Below are 19562 nucleotides of genomic sequence, written 5' to 3'. Positions count from 1 at the left end.
CTACATCCAACCCAGCCAGACTTTTCAGGATTACAAGGTCAGTAAGCATCAATGTCGCAGTCTTATTTTGATACAGATAATAACGGACACAAACCTTTTGAGTTACCGGGAGCAAGACCACACTACAACCCCGATCGCCCCGGACAGGTAGAGCATATTTTCCTCGATCTCAGCTTGGATATTCCCAAGCAAAGCTATCAGGGCAGTTGTAGCATTAGCCTCTTGCCAATCCGTAATGGTATTGATCGTTTGACTTTGGATGCTGTCAACCTAAATATCGAGTCTGTGCAGGTGGACGAAGTGCCACAAAATTTTGACTATGACGGGGAACAGCTTTCCATCGAACTTTCTCAGGCAACCCAGATTGGTCAACGCTTGCTGATTGCGATCGCCTACTCGGTGACAAAACCGCAACGCGGTATTTATTTTATTCAACCAGATAAGCACTACCCAAACAAACCTACTCAAGTTTGGACTCAGGGAGAAGACGAAGACTCTCGCTTTTGGTTTCCCTGCTTTGACTATCCAGGACAACTGTCTACTTCGGAAATTCGTGTCCGCGTTCCTAACCCTCTCGTGGCGATTTCCAACGGTGAATTGATTAACACCACAGAAGATGGTGATTACAAAATCTACCATTGGTCACAGCAACAAGTTCATCCTACCTATTTAATGACTTTGGCAATAGGTGACTTTGCCGAAATTCAGGATGAGTGGAATGGTAAACCAGTTACCTACTACGTAGAAAAGGGACGGGAGGAAGATGCTAAACGCAGCATGGAAAAAACTCCCCGAATGATCGAATTTTTGAGCCAAAAGTATGGTTATCCATATCCTTTTCCGAAATACGCCCAAGTTTGCGTCGATGACTTCATCTTTGGCGGTATGGAAAATACCTCCACAACACTGTTAACAGACAGATGTTTACTGGATGAACGCGCCGTCTTAGATAACCGCAACACTGAAGCTTTAGTCGTCCACGAACTCGCGCACCAGTGGTTTGGCGATTTGGTGGTGATTAAGCATTGGTCTCATGCTTGGATTAAAGAAGGGATGGCTTCTTACTCTGAGGTGATGTGGACAGAACAGGAATATAGTCTAGAAGAAGCAGCTTACTATCGTTTATTGGAAGCTCGTCGTTACTTAAGCGAAGATAGCAGCCGTTATCGCCGTCCAATGGTAACGCACGTTTACCGCGAAGCTATTGAACTTTACGATCGCCACATCTACGAAAAAGGATCTTGTGTCTATCACATGATTCGCGCGCAATTGGGAGATGAATTATTTTGGCAGGCAATCCAAACATTTGTCCAAGAGAATGCTCATAAAACTGTAGAAACAGTAGACTTACTCAGGGCAATTGAAAAGGCAACCGGACGTAATCTTTTGTTCCTCTTTGACCAATATGTTTATCGTGGCGGTCATCCCGATTTTAAAGTAGCTTACTCTTGGGATGGGGATGCTAATTTAGCAAAAATTACAGTAACTCAAACCCAAGCTGCTGAAGATAAAAATGGCAGTAAAGATTTGTTTGATTTGAAAATACCTATTGGTTTTGGCTATACCCAGCAGGAAGAAGTCAGGAGTAATGGAAAACTCAGCACTTCCTTCTCAGCACTCAAAACTTTCACCGTCCGGGTGAATGAACGCGAACAAAGCTTCTACTTTCCCCTAGAAAATAAGCCCCAATTTATTAGCTTTGATGTTGGAAATAATTACTTAAAAACTGTAGCTTTGGAATATCCAATCGCGGAGTTAAAAGCACAGTTAGAATTCGATCCCGACCCGATTTCGCGTAGTTATGCAGCAGCAGCTTTGGCGAAAAAAGATGGGTTAGAAGCTATCATTGCACTGTCTGCATCGCTAAAAAATGACCCATTGTGGGGTGTGCGTGTGGAAGTGGCAAAACAACTAGCCCAAATCAATTTAGATCAAGCCTTTGATGGCTTAATTGCTGGGTTAAAAGATAAAAATGCTTATGTGCGACGATCTGTAGTGGAAGCATTTACTCAATTCAAAACTGCTGAAAGCTATAAAGTTGTCAGAGGGCTGTTGCAAAAAGGCGATCCCAGTTATTACGTGGAAGCAGCAGCTTCTCGTGTTATCGGGGCGATCGGATCGGCAAACTTGGAGGAAAAACCCAAGGAAGACAAGGTATTAAAGCTGCTGAAATCTGTTTTAGAAGAAAAGGCAGGTTGGAATGAAGTCGTGCGGAGTGGGGCAGTTGCTGGTTTAGCTGAATTCAAAACCTCAGAAGCAGCTTTAAATCTGCTAATCGAATACACCAAACTCGGTGTACCACAACCACTACGTTTAGCCACAATTCGCGCTTTAGGAAAGATTTCTGTAGGTCAAAGTCCGGCTAATTTGGAACGGATTTTAGAAAAATTAACAGAACTAGCCAAAGAAACCTTCTTTTTAACTCAAGTAGCCGTAGCCGCAGCATTAGGACAAATGGAAACACCCAAAGCAGTGGGGATTTTGCGATCGCTAGCTGAACAAACAGCTGATGGGCGTGTACGTCGCTCTGCTGAAGAAGAAATTTCCAAGGTACAAAAGAACATTGGTTCAGAAAAAACCCTGCGTCAATTGCGTGAAGATTTCGACCAACTCAAACAACAAAACCAGGAATTGAGAAGCCGTTTAGAAAACTTGGAGGCCAAATCTAAATAGCACTACATGACAATTAAAAGCAGGTAATTGGTAATTGTGGCAAAGCTATTAACAATTACCAAGGTTTTAGCTGATACTGTAATTTTATTGTGGACAGATAAAATATTTTATTTTCCACTGAAATCACAGGTATAAATAAACATAGTACCAAGATCCCCGAATTCTAAGAGAATTCGGGGATCTTTATGTTGTAAGCGGTTACTGAGTTTCAATTTGCATATATAGGTACATGTTTATATCTATATAAATTAAAGTTAAGAAAAGATAAAATCATCTAAAAGTTGGATAAGTAGTTGTAGTTTTATAAAGTATAATTAAGAAAAAGATAAACAAATCTAGGCAGTAATATAGGCTAAAATCGCTTCGAACACTATCCCCAAAGGGTAGAGTTCTAGTTGTTTTAGATAAAAGACTACCGCAATCCTGAACTTGCAACTAACTTGTGAGTCAGGAGAAAAACAATCATTGTAAATTTTTCAGTTGAAGAGGCAAAAAAAGGCGTGGGTCAGTATCAACCTGCTCAACTAAAACTCTATAATCCAGATGCGATCGCTCGCTACTATAGTTACCGTCCTTGGCTAGCCTGGGGACGACTGCTGAGAATCATCTTCTCCTTTGCAGGATTTATACTCAGTCTGAAGTGGGACGAGTGGCAAGATCGAGTTGAGCAGAACAAGGTTAAACGAGCTATCCAGTTGCGAGAACTGCTCACCCGCCTTGGTCCGACTTTTATTAAAGTTGGTCAAGCCCTCTCCACTAGGCCTGACCTGATACGCAAAGATTTCTTAGAAGAACTGATAAAGTTACAAGATCAGTTACCACCTTTCGATAATGCGATCGCTTACCAGATTATCGAAAGCGAACTAGGCCGTCCAATTCACGAAAGTTTTAGCGAACTATCACCTAATCCAGTTGCTGCTGCTAGCTTGGGTCAAGTTTACCGGGGTCGTCTGGTTAGCGGCGAAGAAGTCGCCGTAAAGGTGCAACGCCCCAACTTACACCCGGTAATTACACGTGACCTATATTTGATGCGTTGGGCAGCAGGTTGGCTAGCTCCTTGGTTGCCTTTAAATCTCGGTCACGACCTAACTTTAATTGTGGATGAGTTTGGCATAAAATTATTTGAAGAAATTGACTATATTAATGAAGGTCGCAACGCCGAAAAATTTGCTAGCAACTTTCACAACGACCTACAAGTAAAAGTTCCAGGTATTTACTGGCGTTACACCAATACACACGTTTTAACCCTGGAATGGATTGACGGCTTTAAGCTGACGGATACTCAACGCATTCGCGCAGCAGGTTTAGACCCAGAAGCGATCATCCAAATTGGCGTGACATCAGGATTGCAACAGCTTTTAGAATATGGCTTCTTCCATGCTGACCCTCATCCTGGCAATTTGTTTGCTGTGCCCGATGGTCGTATGGCTTATATTGACTTCGGCATGATGGATCAGTTGGAAGAAAGCACCAAAGAAACACTGGTAGATGCGCTAGTGCATTTGGTGAATAAAGACTATACCGACTTAGCCGAAGACTTTGTAAAATTAGGGTTTCTGACTCCAGATACGAATATTTGCCCGATAGTGCCAGCATTAGAAGCGGTGCTAGGAAACGCTATTGGCAAAAATGTCAAGGATTTTAACTTCAAAACTATTACCGATGAATTTTCGGAACTGATGTACGAATATCCTTTCCGAGTCCCGGCAAAGTTTGCCTTGATTATTCGTTCCCTAGTTACCCAAGAAGGTATTGCCCTTAGCCTCAACCCCAATTTCAAAATTGTTGAAGTGGGTTATCCCTATATAGCGCGGCGGTTGCTGACAGGAGAAGCGCCGGAATTACGGCGACGATTATTGAATGTGCTGTTCAAAGATGGTAAATTTCAGTGGCAACGGTTAGAGAATTTGATTGCGATCGCTCGTAGTGATAACAACTTTGATGTATTGCCCACAGCTCAGATGGGGTTCCAATACTTAATGTCCGAAGAAGGCAAGTTTCTCCGGCGACAGTTGGTGCTTGCTCTCACCGAAGATGACCGCCTGCACACCGAAGATGTGCAACGCTTGTGGAACCTGGTTAAAGATGACTTAAAACCGGATCGTTTATTAAATATAGCGATCGGGATTTTAACAGAGTTATCCAGAGAAGGTGCAGCCGCTATCCTGCCAAAAGCGACATTACTTGGGTCTTTTGCTGAGAACCAGTCAACAAATAAAAAGTAAAAAATCTTTAATAGAAATTGGAGTTTTAATGTACTATTTTCCTCTGCAACCGCCTTATTTTCTTTTACTTGTTGGCTTTTTGACTGCATTAACATCTGGTTTAGCATTATCTGGCACTTTGAAAGTAATTGTGCAGAACTGGCCAAGCGAACGAGCCGAAAATACTCAGCCACGTTCCTCACTGAAACAATTACTTGTACCATTTATCGGCATAACAGGCGGTACTTGTCTATTTATGTCTTCAGGTTTAGAGATATTTGGCTTTCCCTCATCCTTGGCTTTGGGAGTCGGTCTACCAATTAGTCTGTTTACTTGTTTGCTAGTTTGGTTGCAGTTGGGAAGTATGATGACCTTTATAGAACGCGAAGGTATGCAATCTTTAGATTTAGATTCTTTTTCTTAAGAAAGAGTAGGAAATTAATAATTTAAAATTCAAGAGAGTCTGAACCTCTCTTGAATGTCTATTGAGCAATTCTATGCTTGAAGTTGCGATACTTCAGCTTAATATTGTTTATTTTTTGTTGAATAAAGCTACTAGTGGACTTTTGCAGAAGTGTTAGCTTGCTGGGGCGCTTAAAGCTTTGAGGACGTTTTTCAGGTGATTTTAAATAACGATAATATAAGAAAACATCGCGGTAAGCAATATCAACATCTTCACCCCCACAAAGCCTCGTAAAAGCTGAAGAAGATACACTCATATAGTGTAAATATGTCAATTTCTGCCCTTGGTCATAAAGAATATTATCTACAACATCAAATTTAGAAGTCCAATGGCAACCAGTAGCTTTATCATGATAGGCGTAATTGTAGTAAGAAATTCCACTACGTAAAACTAAATAGTTGAGAACTGTTTGATCGGAATCTGCCCATGCGAGTGCATCAGCTTCACCTGCTTCTAAGTTTGCTAATAGATTTGCTAATTTAGCATCGTTCAAAACACCCTTTTTAGAAGCAAACCAACCAGAACAAAAAATTTGATTCCTAATATCTTCTATAGAAAAAATCTCTGCTAGCTTATCTTCTGTCCAGTTGAAAATATAATTTAAATCGGATCTATATTGAAAGTCATTCGTAATCCAATCATATTCATCTAACTTTTGATAAACATCATCGAGTGATTTCATCAATAAGGTATCTCCATCAAAGAAGATAAACTTGTCAAATGGGCCATCTAGACAGCAAAGTTTTCGATGTCTTTCTATGCGAAAATTCTCTGGCAAACCATATTCTCGCCATAGCTTTAACGCCCTTGGGTGAGCTTTCCAGATACGAGAGCCAAATTCTTCCCAGTAGGCTATAGAATCAGAATTTTCAAATAAAGTAACATTATTTCTAGATGCAATTTCTGCTTTTACTTTCTCTAGCTGGTCATTATATGGAATTACACAAACAGGAATTTTTCTACCAGCATTAGCTTCTATGCTGTTGAGCAAAGCAACTAGTTGATCGTAGACAACATCATTCGCTAAGGTGTAAATACCATCTATCATTGGGATACTCCTAATATTAAGTACGGGCAGAAACAAAGGGAAATAAACGGCGAGTCAGTTTTGGAATAAAGGCAAATTTACCCTCATGAAGATAGCGATAGTGTTCCCACAATTGCCAATAGGGACTACCAGTTTTCATCCGCGTACCAGCCCAGTGAAGATATTTTAGTCGTTGTCCTCGGTCATAGAGTGCGTAATCTTGCTGTTTAAAATTTTGCGAACCTGCCCAACTACCAGGCCCTCCCCCAGGAATTTTAACGAGATTTCCACGTTTAGAAATTAGTTTGAGAACAAGATAATTTAAAATTGGTTGGTCTGTAACTCCTTCAGAAAAATCGAAATATTCGCGATTTGCTGCACACTCGCGTAAAGCTTCATCCATTTGCTGTTCGGTAATAATTCCTTTTCTCGAAGCCCAAAAACCACTGTTGAAAACATCTTGAAGTTGGGCATCGGAAAAAATTTGCTGCTCTTTCACAAATGGGGAAAAAATATTTCGCAGCTTGTCATTAGCATGATGGTAATCACAGCAGAAGAAATCAACTTCTGATAGTTTGTCCAAATTGTCGGCAATTTTTTCAAAAACGACAATATCCGTATCAATATAAATAAATTCATCTAAAGGCCCAAACCACGCCACCAGTTTACGCATTTTGTTGGGTAAGGCGAGGAAATCTCGGTCAAAAATTTCTCCGATGCGTTTGGTAAAGGTATCAATAAGTTCTAAATCTGGGAAAATTTGGACGTTATGTAAGGTAGCAAGCTGTTCTGCTACCTTATGGTAATTGTCATTAAAAGGTATTAGATAAACGGTAACTTCTGGATCATAGTAACGGATGCTATTGAGGAGAGCAATAGCATTATCGATAACGCGGTCATTGGCAACTATATAAATACCCCGGCTCATAAATTATCCTTGGTTAATTAACTTAAATTTTCGCAAAGCTCTTGTAAGTAAATTTGCTACTGGAGCGTCATTATAATTTTTAGGAGGATTGTTAAATACTGGACGCTTTTCTGGTTCGTGTAAGTAACGATAATAGAGAAATAAATCTCGATAGGGAAACTGAATATTTTCTCCCGCACAGACTGCGTGATTAATATTAGGAGGAATACCAATGTAATGGAGATAAGTTAGTCGATTACCGCGATCATAAAGAATATTTTCTCGTTCCTCGAAGTGTTTAGAGCTAGCAGAACATCCTGTTTTTTCATTATCTGGCAGTTGGCAAGCAAAGTTATAAATAGAAAGATTAGACCTCATTACCATGTAGTTGATTAATGGTTGTTCACCAGCACCACCATACAAAATTTCTGACTCACCATTTTGTAAATGTGATATTAGCCAATCTCTTTTTTTTGATTCAAATAATCCTTGTTTTGCGCCATAAAAACCTGAGCAAAATATTTCATAATCAATGCGTTTTTGCTCAAAAACTTTTAGTAATTTGGGAGAATTAATATTATATATTTTACTAACGTCTTTAAATTGGAAATCGTAGACCACAAAATCATAACTATCTAGCTTTTCAAACACTCCTGCGAGTGAGTTCATCACCAAGGTGTCTGCATCTAAATAGATAAACTTCTCGAATGGCCCATCAAAAGCGCAAAAACGACGGTGAGCGCCATAAAGACGAGATTTACTCCGATTCAATCGTTCTGGGGCTGCTGCGAGCATAAATTGATCCCAGCGGTTGATTGATTCTTGGTCATCGTAAAGAAATACATTCGGGCGTTTAGCTATTTCGTCAGCAATCCGTTGTGTCCGATCGTCGAAAGGATAGATACAAACAGGAGTTTCTGGGCCTAAGATAACATCAATACTGTTGAGCAAAGCCACCAGTTGATCGAAAACATAATCATTGCCAAGGGTACAAATACCATTCATAATTTATGAGTGTTGATCGACAAAGTTTGATAACCAGTTAAGCAGGTTTAATTTGTGTAAAATGATTTGACGTGCTTCTGCGATCGCATCTTTGGCAGCATACCAAGCATCAGGTGTAGCTGTCACTTCTTGGATGTAGGCAATGCCTTTTTCATCTAAACTGGGCAACCGCAAAAAACTACCCGGTGGCAATAATTTATCAGCAGCCGGTCCACCATAGTAAATTGGTAAACACCAAGCAAGTAAACTATCCCAAAGTTTCTCACTCACATACCAATTATTATCAGCATAGTTTTCAATTGCCAGATTGTAATAGTATGGTGCCATGCCATACCATTTGTTGCTTAGTTCTCCCGAACTGTTCGCCCATTCTGGTAAGTTACGCCCATACAAATCAAATTTCATGCCACTAGATTGCAAAGATTGTAAAAAATCTAAACGCTGGCGATGGTTGGCTGTGCGGCTAATTCCCGAAGTAATCCAACTACATGGGGCTACTTTTGGAGGCGGTGGCATTTCATTTAAATCTTGAAATGAATTTGAGTGATACCAAATAGCAGGCATATAGTCAGGAATGGGAGCAAAATCATCGGGGCCAGAAACGTAGCCGCAATACTTCTGGGCTTCTTGATAATTATGATTAGTTATTTTTACAACCTCATCTAAAGGTGGTTCTCTGAGCAAATAAATAATCCGCTCTTTGTTGACACCACGCAGTAGAGATTCAACATTTACTACTGGTTTTTGTTGCTGTTTGCGAAAACTATCTAACCAAGATTTTTGTGGCGATGCTTGAGGAAAATCAAATTGATAGAGCAACATAAAATCTGGCTTTTTTGCCATTTTCAACATTTGGATTTTGTTCCAAACACCAAAGTAGTGCGGAGTTTGTTGCCATAACCAATCTTTGTTTTTAGCAAGACCTGAATAGCTGCTAATCATGCCAACAGTTTTAATAGTCATAAATCGTATTTATTCGGTTATTTTTCAGTTAATTTTTGTACCATTCCCCTAAAATTGGTGGATGCCGATCTTCTTCTACGTAGCTTAATATTTTGGTAATTCTATTCTCCCAAGAAAATTGCTGGGCAAAATCTATACTAGCTGCATAACCCTCTATTTTTCTGGGATAAGTTTCTAAAGTATGTTGAATAGATTGGGCAAGTTTATGAGGATTATCTGGTGTACACCAACTGGCAATCAAAGGTGATGTTTTGAATTCCATTAAAGGTGGAATCTCAGTTGCAACGATAGGAGTGCCAGCAGCCATGTACTGAAAAAACTTAACTGGGTTCGTGAAATCTGCTGATTTTCCAGCGCAGTGAGGATGAACCAAAATATCAGCTGCTTGAAACAAGCTGACTAATCGTTCTCGTGGAAGTATCCAGCCTAAGAATTTAACGTTTTCGACATTTTTATCTCTGGCTATTTGTTGATATGCTTGTACTTGTGCTTCTGTTCCTCCTGTGATGATAAACTGAATTTCTGGTAATTCTTTAGCAGAATCAATTAACAGATCGACTCCTTTGAAAGGATACAAAGCGCCTGAATAAACAACTAAATGCTTACGTCCATTTATCAGCAATTCTTGCCGCCACTTTTCGGCTTCTTGGGGCTGTCTGATTGAAAATGATTGATTGAATCCGTTATGTAGCCAAACTACTTTTTCCGGTGGCATTCCATTTTCTATTAGGCTTTGCCGGATGGGTTCTGACTGAGTTATGGCTATTTGAAAATAGGGACTGTGGACAATTTCTTGCTCAAATGTTCGGTCTTGAAAGTAGTGACGTTCATAGATTGTAGGAACTTTATTTTTGACTGCGGCTTTAACAAAGTTCCAATCTCGTGTGTGGACAACTTTAGTATGAGGTAGGATGTGAACTGGTAAATAATATTTAGTTACTACTGTACTGGAGTTAGTAAATTTACCACCGATTCGATCAATAGGCCAAGGCATTGGCAATGCCGCAACTTTGAGCTTTTCTTGCACATCGTAAAATTCGATAAATTCTCTGCCGGGCTTTTTGGGTTGATAAGGATAAATTAACGATAGTAGATTAATAGAATAATTTTTTTTATCTTGATAAATTAAAACTGAGGAATAGCCTAAGTTAGCTGCTGCGTTGGCACAAAGAACATCATGAATTTCGTGTGCTGTGTCCGGCTTTAATGATAACTCTCCGGTGTAAAAAATATATTGGTTTTTCTTTGAAGAATTTATCATTTTTTTGGGGATGATATGTTTTTCAAGATTTTAGTAGAAGTACTTTTGTTCCTAAGATTAACTAAAATTAAACTTTATTTTCAAAAAGCTTTAATACATCTAATAGGTAAATAGCATATTGATAAGATTCTGCTATTAATAGATTTTGTTTTTGGGGTTCGGATTCTAATTTATCGGCTAGTAAGCGCAGAGAGCTAATCAGAGGATAGAGACGCGTGCGAAACTCATCCGAAATATGACTAAAGTTTTGATACTGGTTATTTTCATCTTGATTTTGGTCTATATCTGACGATAACTGCCAGTTAATTTTCAGGTTAACCACATCGCTGAAGAGATCGATGGCGTTGAGAACTCTTAAGGCTGAGTTGTATGATTGATCAATTAATTCCTGCCGCTCTTGGGAATTGTCTACTAGATCGTCAACTAATAGTCCGAGGAAACCAATCATTGAATTAAGCCTTGTACGCAGTTCGTGAGAAATGCGGTTAAAGCTAGGATTAGTTTTGGTGGAAATTTCAGTCTGAGCGGCAAATTGCATTGAGTAGAGGCGTGAGTAGTAACCCCCTTTTTGTAAAAGTGTTTCATGGGTTCCCACTTCTACCACCTGTCCTTGATCTAATACGGCAATTTGATCGGCTTTTTGGACTGTGGAAAGGCGGTGAGCAATTACCAGGGTTGTGCGATCGCGACTTAAGTCGTCGAGTGCAGCTTGTACTAAACGTTCGGAAACGGTATCTAAAGCGCTGGTGGCTTCATCTAAAATCAAAATTTCTGGATTTTGCAGGAGGGCGCGAGCGATCGCTAATCTTTGCCTTTGTCCACCAGACAACATGACGCCGCGATCGCCAATTTGACTGTCGAATCCTTGAGGTAATTTATCAATAAATTCATAAGCATTTGCTCGTTTTGCTGCTGAGATAATTTCATCTTCAGTAGCTTCAGGTCTTCCATAAGCAATGTTATTTCGCACCGAGTCATTAAAAAGAAATGTATCTTGACTGACAATTCCCATGTGTGATCTCAGAGATTTGATATCAAAATCACGCAGGTCTCTGCCATCGATAGAGATACTACCAGATTTCGGATCGTAAAATCTCGGTAAGAGGTCAGCCAAGGTGGACTTACCTGCACCAGAACCACCTACCAAAGCGAGAGTTGTAGCACGGGGTAAAAATAAATTTACATCTTTGAGTACTAACTTTTCATGACTGGGGTAGGCAAAGGAAAGTAAATTAAAGCGTATTCCTTCTTTTAATTCTGTGTAGATAACATTACCGTTTTTCATAAACGGCTTGCGATCGCGACTTAAAAACTCACTCACTATTTCTACGCTAGTAGCACTATTGGCAAAGCTACTACGAAGACTATTTAACTGAGAGACCAAAGGCAGCAGTCGCAGTAATACTAATAAATATGTCAGTAGTACCGTTGAAATGAAAGAAATCTGGTTAGCAAAGAAAGTTTTACTTAAGAATACAATCATAAGTAAGGCTATAACTCCCATCACCTCACTTATCGGACCGATCGCTTGTGAGTTTACCTGAGATTCAAAATCTGCTTTTTCGCGATCGCGGATTAATTTAGTAATTTTTTGATATTCTCTGTCTTCATTGGCAGTTGACTTTACCAAACGAATTCCATTCAATGTTTCTAAAACACTGATGGAATAAGATGTAGACATTTCTGATAGTTGTTGACCAAATGCTTTCGCTCTACTAATTGTGTATTGATTGATTAATGTTATAAAACCCAATAAAATTGTGGCTGCGATTGTTAGCTGCCAAGAAATTGCTAATAATAAACCAACGAAAACTAAAATTGTAATTATTAAAATAATTAAATTGATAATACTCCCGATAGCGCTAGAAGTGCGGGCAGTTTCCGAACCAAGGCGATTAATAATATCGCCTACTTTCGTTTTTGAATAATAGTCTATATCAATATCTAGCAATAACTCTAAGCTAGCTTCGCGAATATCCGCATTTAATTTTCGAGTGAAAATACTCGATGTTAAAATACTAAAATAACTAGATAAGTTTTTTAATAAAATTATAAATATAATTGTTCCAGCCATTCCCAAATTCCGATAATTTTCGGGAAGATTATCAAATGGAAACATCACAGCTTTGAGAATCGGAGGAAAACCAGTTAAATTTACTGGTTGTCCGACAATTCTCAAAATTACTGGCACAATCAAAGTCACACCGACACCATTAAATAAAGCACCAGAAAATCCTAACAGCATCGTTAGGATAATTAAACCTGGATAGGGTTTGGCGAATCTTAGGATTAGTTGACCTTTAGACATTGGTTTTTATCATCATGATTTACTTATTGTTAACATAATTTATAAATTAATTAATGCTTTTGCTAATTGTTTTAGTTGCTGAATATCAATTTTTCCCTAATTAATCAATCTATTGCTTATAAATGGGCAATTACTGACTCCATAGTAGATGCCATTTTCTCTACGCTATATTTTTCTAAACATCTATTTCTCGCTTTTTTACCTACTTCGTTAGCTGTTTCTAAATCCTGAAATATTAATTTTATTTGTTCTGCAATTTGTTCTGGAGAAGCTGGATCAACTAAATAACCAACTTCATCTAAAATTTCGGGAATATCTCCTACTCGTGTTGCTAAAACTGGCTTTGCCATTGCCATACCATCCATGAGTTTAATCGGAAATTGTGCCCTTGCTACAGATGTATCTCGTTGAGGAACTACTACAATATGGGCCGCAGCCACGACTTCCGGCATTTGTTCTATTGACGTTTGAGGCAGCATAATAATCCACTGTCCCCAGCGCTCAATCAACTGTTCATCATAGTTATCGTAAGGATTACCACCAACAATCACTAGCCTGAAGTCGGATTCTTGTAACTGGTCAAGTGCTATTAAAACATCCTCTAGACCCTTGTGCGGTCGGGGCGCACCAGGGAACATGAGAACGCGGTATTCAGCTAAACCATATTTTTGGCGACTGATTTGCGGATCGTACTTTTGGGGATCAAACAAGCAAGTATCTTTGCCATTGGGTATATAAATACCACCAAAACGATTCAGCAAAAATTGAGTATCTGCTGTAATAGCGTCGGCATGATTGATCAATGACTCCATCCACTTTAAGTAAAGTGGATGGTCTGGATTCCTTAAAGCACCTTCTTTTTTTAGAAGTTCTCTAGCTAGCTGTTTCAAATTAGGGCGATACTGCCACTCATCGCCGCCATACCAACTTAATTCCCAATCATCAATATCTAAAATCACTGGTCTATGGCTGCGGATTTTGTTAATTAAAGCTACACCATAGCTTGTGGGTTTTGGTTTAACAGCGCAGATAATATCTCCATCTATCTTATTTAAAATTTGCCTGACAGAACCGAACAATTGTGGATAATTGCAGCCTGGTAGACAGAAGATTGCTAAATCAGATGGTGGCTCTGGATAAATATTTTTTCCAAATAAAAATCCTAATACTTCTACTTCATAATTTAATTTTTTAAAAATTTGACTTAGCAAATATGCTCTGTCAATTCCACCTTTAGAAAAGTTAGGTGTGAGGATTGAAACCTTTAATTTTTTATTTTGTTTATTCATAATAAATTAGGTGTCAGTCCATCAATATACAAAGTTTTTTGAGGAATTTTTAAGATTTCCTGGTAAAGTGTCAACATCTCTGAAGCAACAGTATCCATTGTACGTACTAGCTGGATACCTTGACGTAATTTAGCTAATAAATCGGCGTCTTTGGCTAAAGTGGCGATCGCTTCAGCCCATGCTTGGACATCTTTTGCTGGAACTAACCAACCATCGATGCCGTGACGGACTAACTCAGCAATTCCTCCTAAATTTGAACCGAGTACGGGAATACCCATAGCTTGTGCTTCTAAAGCAACTATGGGCCCAGTTTCTAACCACTGCGACGGTATTGCTAAAATATCGAAACCTGCTAATGCCTCTGGTACTGCTTCGCGTGAAAGTGGTTCAGCAATGCGAATCCGGCGATCGCTGCTCGCGATCGCCATAACTTTATCACGATTGGCAGCACCGTATTTTCCCGGATGAGTAGCATGAATAATTAACTCTACAGATAGATCATTCGGTAAACTATGTACCGCTTCTACTAAAACTTGTACCCCTTTAGTTTCTTGCCAGCGACCCAAAAAGCCGATTTTTAATGTATTTTGTGGTTTGTTTGGTGTTACTTCGCGTTTGAAAGTGTTAGCAACACCTTGCCGAGATACAGTAAGTTTTTCGGGAGGAACGTTGTTTGCAACAAAAGCATTGTATTGCCAATTACTCGTTACAACAATGCGATCGGCTAGTTTTACTAATTGCATTAAATTGCGTCTATGTTGAGACACTAGAGTAGGAATGCCAAGAGTTTTACCAAGTAGGCGTAGCTTAAAACTTTTAGAGGTAAGTAATTTTGTTTCTGCTGCTACCCCAACATCCAAGGGAGCTCGGCTTAAAGTCTTGAGCATCCAAGGTGCTACTTGCTTTGGTACTCCCAAACATTGACTACAATTAACAGAGTCAATCAGCCCATCGCAAGGTTCTTTGTCCCAGCGCATCATCGTACCACGCAGACATATAGGCTCAGGTATGTGAACGGTGACTACAGTAGCCATCCCTAACTGGCGGGCGAGAGCAAGATGATGTAAACCGCAGTCAAATCGCCATGAATGTTGATGGTATACGTCGGCTCGATTGTTTTCTAGCCAATTAGCAAAAGTTTTAAAGCCTCCGTGGGGTAGCTGTTTGTGTACCTGTATCTTACTGGGGTTAGGAAAAACAGGATAACGATAAACTGAGATGCCATTGTGTTCGTAGGTATCTTCCTCTGTACCTTGTTGAGGAGCAGCAACAATACTTTCGAATCCATGTACTTGTAAGCCATGCAGTAGTGAATCTAAGTATACTTCAACACCGCCTGATGAATCTGGAAAATACCAGCTAGTTGTATGGATTAGCTTCATCTATGAACCTGCAAAGAAAAAATTGGAAAGCTCATTTTTTTACCATAATTGATTGTTCTATTTTTCATTATTAACATCTATCTTTTATAAATAACCCGAAGTGAATCTATAAACTTTTGTACTAATTAGTAAGTATGTACAAATAAAAAATTTTCGATTACTGATTTTGGGTTTTGAGTAAATAAGACAATTTCGGGCAAAAATAACAGAATAAATCTAACTTAGCTTTTACACTTCCTCCCAGAGAAATTTTACTGATATGCCAAGATCATAATTTATAGTTACTTAGCATACTTTTAAGTATTATTACGGTTGTATACTATCATAGTATTTATGGACTTTCTCAACCTTTTCTCACTGATTTAAGATTGCTGATAGATTCCAAAGTATTTACTGGAAAGGGAGATATTAAGTAATGCAAGTAATCAGGCTTGAGGCACTCTCAGATAATTACATATTTTTGCTAGTAGATCGCCAGCAACAAATTGCTGCTGTTGTCGATCCAGCAGAGGCTGAACCAGTACTAAAGCAACTTGCACAGTTAAAAGCTGAGTTGGTAGCGATTTTCAACACACACCACCACAATGACCATGTAGGCGGCAATCTGCAATTAATAGAACACTTCCCGCAACTAACAGTCTACGGTGGTGTCGAAGATCGCGGGCGAATTCCGGGACAGCAGGTGTTTTTGGAACAAGGCGATCGCGTCCAGTTTGCAGGCCGCATAGCTGAAGTTATTTTTGTTCCCGGACATACCCGCGCTCACATCGCTTACTACTTTCCCCCCGAAAAATCTGGTGAGACAGGCGATTTATTTTGCGGCGATACCTTATTTTCTGGCGGTTGCGGTCGCTTGTTTGAAGGAACACCAACTCAAATGGTAGACTCTTTAACCAAACTGCGCTCTTTACCAGATGATACGCGTATCTGGTGTGCCCACGAATACACTTTAGGAAATCTACAATTTGCCCTAACTGTGGATGGCGACAATGCGGACTTACAAAAACGCTTCAATGAAGTGAAAAACGATCGTAGTCGAGGAGAAGCTACTATCCCCTCCCTGCTGGGAATGGAAAAGCGAACCAATCCCTTTTTACGTTGGGATCAGCCATCATTACAATCAACCGTTAAGGGTAGCGATGGAGTGCAAACTTTTGCGCGGATACGGGAAATGAAAAATAACTTTTAGGTATTGGGCATTGGGGATTGATTATTCTCCTCTGCTCCCTTATCCTCCATTCCTCCAACTTTCTAGCGCTAATAGTTGCGATCGCACCCTTCCTTTCGCTAGGATCTGTAAGCTTTAGGGTATGGGCAAAGCTACTTGGGACAATATACTCATTTCAGGAGTTCTAAGTTCTGAAAAAACACTTGTTATTCAGGACTCTTTACTCAGCAAGGGCTAAACGCCCCGTTGGCGCAGCCTCTCGTAGAGAAGAAAGCTAACAGCACTGTTTTAGTAAGCTATGCTGCCCAAACCCACCCAAATTAATCAGATTTTACAGGAAAAACGAAAAACGATGGCGAAACGCGTGCAGTTAGTTTTAAATCAGGATATCAGCAAGCTGGGAAAATCTGGCGACTTAGTGGAAGTAGCTCCTGGCTACGCTCGTAACTATCTGATTCCCCAGAAATTAGCAACCAATGCCACTCCTGGTATTCTCAAGCAAGTAGAACGCCGTCGCGAGCAAGAGCGTCAACGGCAATTAGAACTCAGACAACAAGCTCTTGAGCAAAAAGAATCTTTGGAAAAAGTTGCCAGCTTGACAATTGCCAAGCCAGTTGGTGAAAACGAAGCAATTTTCGGTACTATCACCACCCAAGATGTTGTAGATGCAATTAAGGCAGCCACCGGTCAAGAAATCGATCGGCGTGGAATTACCATCCCCGATATTAACCACCTTGGTACTTATCAAGCCGAAATTAAGCTGCATTCGGAAGTAGCGGCGCAAGTCGATATTCAAGTAGTCGCTAGCTAACTCAGTAGAGGGACAAAGGGACGCAAAGATGTGGGGGATGAGGATGAGGGAGCAAGGGAAGTAAAAGTGAATAACTCCTAACTCCTGTACAGACGCGATTAATCGCGTCTCTAATCCTACACAGACGCGATTAATCGCGTCTCTAGCAAAATCTCAAAACTAAAATCGTTTATGGCTGAAGAATTGAGTTTTCAAGGGCTAGGTAGCGATCGCCTCCCACCACAAAATATTGAGGCGGAAGAAGCGATTTTGGGGGGTATTTTGCTAGATCCAGAAGCGATTAGTCGAGTTAGCGATCGCCTCCTTCCCGAAGCTTTTTACATTAGCGCTCACAAAAATATTTATCAAGCAGCTGTGAGGCTCCACGCCCAAGGTAAACCCACAGACTTACTCTCAGTCACCAGTTGGCTGACTGACCATGAAATGCTATCCCGCATTGGTGGTAGAAATAAATTAGCAACTCTGGTAGACCGTACAGTGTCAGCCGTGAATATTGACGCCTTAGCAGGGTTAGTCATGGAAAAATACCTGCGGCGACAGTTAATTAAAGCTGGTAATGAAATTGTACATCTTGGTTACGAAACAGAAACCGAGTTACCACAAGTTTTAGATCAGGCAGAACAGAAAGTTTTCGCCGTTACTCAAGAACGTCCCCAATCGGGTTTAGTTCACATTTCTGATACTCTAATTAATAATTTCCAGGATATTGAAGATAGAAATCAAGGTATTGCCTTACCTGGGATTCCCTGCGGATTTTACGATTTAGATGCCATGACCAGCGGCTTTCAGCGTTCTGATTTGATTATTATCGCGGGCCGCCCATCAATGGGGAAAACCGCATTTTGCTTAAACCTTGCTCATAATATCGCCGCTTCTTATAAATTACCAGTTGCTTTTTTCAGCTTGGAAATGTCTAAAGAGCAACTCACACAACGTTTATTAGCTAGTGAAGCGCAAATTGAAAGTAGTTATTTGCGAACTGGCCGCCTCAGTCAAACACAGTGGGAACCTTTAAGTCGTGCTATTGGTATCCTTTCTGAGATGCCAATTTATATTGACGATACGCCGAATATTACAGTTACACAAATGCGTAGTCAGTCAAGAAGACTGCAAGCTGAAATAGGAACTGAATTAGGATTAATTGTAATAGATTACCTGCAATTGATGGAAGGAGCAGGTGATAATCGTGTACAAGAATTATCAAAAATTACGCGTCAACTCAAAGGTTTAGCGCGTGAATTATCTGTACCAGTAATTGCTTTATCTCAGTTGAGTCGAGGGGTGGAAGCACGCACTAACAAACGCCCGATGTTATCTGATTTGAGAGAAAGCGGAAGTATTGAACAAGACGCCGATTTAGTAATAATGTTATACCGCGATGAATACTACTCTCCCGATACTCCCGATCGCGGCATTGCAGAAGTAATTATAGCTAAACACCGCAATGGGCCTACAGGTACTGCGAAACTTTTGTTCAATCCTCAGTTTACAAAGTTTCAAAATTTAAAAATTTAGTCAGACCAAATAATTATTTGAGCAATGAATGAGCTTGATTTACTCATTAATGATGTATTTTTGCCGAATAGTCATTCTCTATTTAATAGTCTTGTATCCATAATTAACTGGGATGAGCGTATACGGGCACGAAAAACAGCTAGTTTTGGTTCACCATATAACTACTCAAATATTTCTTACGATTCATCTCCAATGCTGAATGAGTTACTTCCTATTATTGATAGGCTTGAAAAGCACTTTGGGTTTCGACCAAACAATTGTTTAGTCAATTATTACACAAATGGTAACTCAACAATGGGATTTCACTCCGATTCAATTGATGAACTCATGGGCGATACTGGTATCTCTATTATTTCGTTAGGGGCTGAAAGAATAATTACATTTCAGAATAAACAAGACAAAACTATTGAACATAGTTACTTACTCAAAAGTGGTTCTCTACTTTTTATGCCTCAGAAGACACAGCAATACTGGAAGCATGGAATTCTCAAGCAACCAGAAACATTCGGGCGTATCAGTTTGACGTTTAGGTTGTTGGTTTAGTCGCGGCAGTCCGATCAAAGTTACAGATACTTTTTCTCATATT

General features: G+C 39.8%; 15 protein-coding genes. 7 read left to right on the top strand and 8 right to left on the bottom strand.

Annotated features, from left to right (window positions below):
- Window positions 1–51 precede the first annotated feature (51 nt).
- The 3 genes from NLP_RS08785 (at window position 52) to NLP_RS08775 (ending at window position 5301) form a co-directional block, all read left to right on the top strand.
- Window positions 52–2673, top strand: coding sequence for a M1 family metallopeptidase (locus NLP_RS08785; RefSeq protein ID WP_104906065.1), 2622 nt, complete (start codon window positions 52–54; stop codon window positions 2671–2673).
- Between the two features lie 500 nt (window positions 2674–3173).
- Window positions 3174–4898: an ABC1 kinase family protein gene (locus NLP_RS08780; protein WP_104906064.1), complete on the top strand. Its 1725-nt coding sequence runs from the start codon at window positions 3174–3176 to the stop codon at window positions 4896–4898.
- Window positions 4899–4926: 28 nt separating this feature from the next.
- Window positions 4927–5301 (top strand): hypothetical protein, encoded by a 375-nt coding sequence (locus tag NLP_RS08775; RefSeq protein ID WP_104906063.1) that lies wholly within the window; start codon window positions 4927–4929, stop codon window positions 5299–5301.
- A gap of 58 nt (window positions 5302–5359) precedes the next feature.
- Here the strand turns inward: NLP_RS08775 and NLP_RS08770 are convergent, their stop codons facing one another.
- The 8 genes from NLP_RS08770 to NLP_RS08735 form a co-directional block, all read right to left on the bottom strand.
- Window positions 5360–6388: an Npun_R2821/Npun_R2822 family protein gene (locus NLP_RS08770; RefSeq protein WP_104906062.1), complete on the bottom strand. Its 1029-nt coding sequence runs from the start codon at window positions 6386–6388 to the stop codon at window positions 5360–5362.
- A gap of 16 nt (window positions 6389–6404) precedes the next feature.
- Window positions 6405–7295, bottom strand: a complete 891-nt coding sequence (locus NLP_RS08765; RefSeq protein WP_104906061.1) for an Npun_R2821/Npun_R2822 family protein — start codon at window positions 7293–7295, stop codon at window positions 6405–6407.
- 3 nt (window positions 7296–7298) lie between these two features.
- Window positions 7299–8279 carry an Npun_R2821/Npun_R2822 family protein gene (locus tag NLP_RS08760; protein ID WP_104906060.1) on the bottom strand — a complete coding sequence of 327 codons (981 nt, stop codon included), beginning with the start codon at window positions 8277–8279 and terminating at the stop codon, window positions 7299–7301.
- Window positions 8280–8282: 3 nt separating this feature from the next.
- Window positions 8283–9242, bottom strand: coding sequence for a glycosyltransferase family 10 domain-containing protein (locus tag NLP_RS08755; RefSeq protein ID WP_104906059.1), 960 nt, complete (start codon window positions 9240–9242; stop codon window positions 8283–8285).
- 28 nt (window positions 9243–9270) lie between these two features.
- Window positions 9271–10503 carry a glycosyltransferase family 4 protein gene (locus NLP_RS08750; protein ID WP_104906058.1) on the bottom strand — a complete coding sequence of 411 codons (1233 nt, stop codon included), beginning with the start codon at window positions 10501–10503 and terminating at the stop codon, window positions 9271–9273.
- 67 nt (window positions 10504–10570) lie between these two features.
- Window positions 10571–12811, bottom strand: coding sequence for an ATP-binding cassette domain-containing protein (locus NLP_RS08745; protein WP_104906057.1), 2241 nt, complete (start codon window positions 12809–12811; stop codon window positions 10571–10573).
- Between the two features lie 116 nt (window positions 12812–12927).
- Window positions 12928–14100 carry a glycosyltransferase family 4 protein gene (locus tag NLP_RS08740; RefSeq protein ID WP_104906056.1) on the bottom strand — a complete coding sequence of 391 codons (1173 nt, stop codon included), beginning with the start codon at window positions 14098–14100 and terminating at the stop codon, window positions 12928–12930.
- The gene (locus tag NLP_RS08735; protein ID WP_104906055.1) at window positions 14097–15482 is read right to left on the bottom strand and encodes a glycosyltransferase; all 1386 of its coding nucleotides are present in this window, start codon (window positions 15480–15482) and stop codon (window positions 14097–14099) included. The genes NLP_RS08740 and NLP_RS08735 overlap by 4 nt, the downstream gene beginning before the upstream one ends.
- Window positions 15483–15897: 415 nt before the next feature.
- Here NLP_RS08735 and gloB point away from each other — a divergent pair, with 415 nt between their 5' ends.
- From gloB to NLP_RS08715, 4 genes are all read left to right on the top strand, one after another.
- The gene (gene gloB / locus NLP_RS08730; protein ID WP_104906054.1) at window positions 15898–16671 is read left to right on the top strand and encodes a hydroxyacylglutathione hydrolase; all 774 of its coding nucleotides are present in this window, start codon (window positions 15898–15900) and stop codon (window positions 16669–16671) included.
- Between the two features lie 331 nt (window positions 16672–17002).
- Window positions 17003–17461 (top strand): 50S ribosomal protein L9, encoded by a 459-nt coding sequence (rplI, locus tag NLP_RS08725; RefSeq protein ID WP_104909816.1) that lies wholly within the window; start codon window positions 17003–17005, stop codon window positions 17459–17461.
- A 171-nt stretch (window positions 17462–17632) separates the two neighbouring features.
- Window positions 17633–18976, top strand: a complete 1344-nt coding sequence (dnaB, locus tag NLP_RS08720) for a replicative DNA helicase (protein WP_104906053.1) — start codon at window positions 17633–17635, stop codon at window positions 18974–18976.
- A gap of 24 nt (window positions 18977–19000) precedes the next feature.
- Complete coding sequence (locus NLP_RS08715) at window positions 19001–19519, top strand: alpha-ketoglutarate-dependent dioxygenase AlkB (RefSeq protein WP_104906052.1); 519 nt, start codon at window positions 19001–19003, stop codon at window positions 19517–19519.
- Window positions 19520–19562 lie beyond the last annotated feature (43 nt).

The sequence above is a fragment of the Nostoc sp. 'Lobaria pulmonaria (5183) cyanobiont' genome, from assembly GCF_002949795.1.
In the GTDB taxonomy this organism is placed as follows: Bacteria; Cyanobacteriota; Cyanobacteriia; order Cyanobacteriales; family Nostocaceae; genus Nostoc.
Note: the sequence above shows the minus strand (reverse complement) of the source record. Positions and strands in the feature narration are given on the sequence as shown.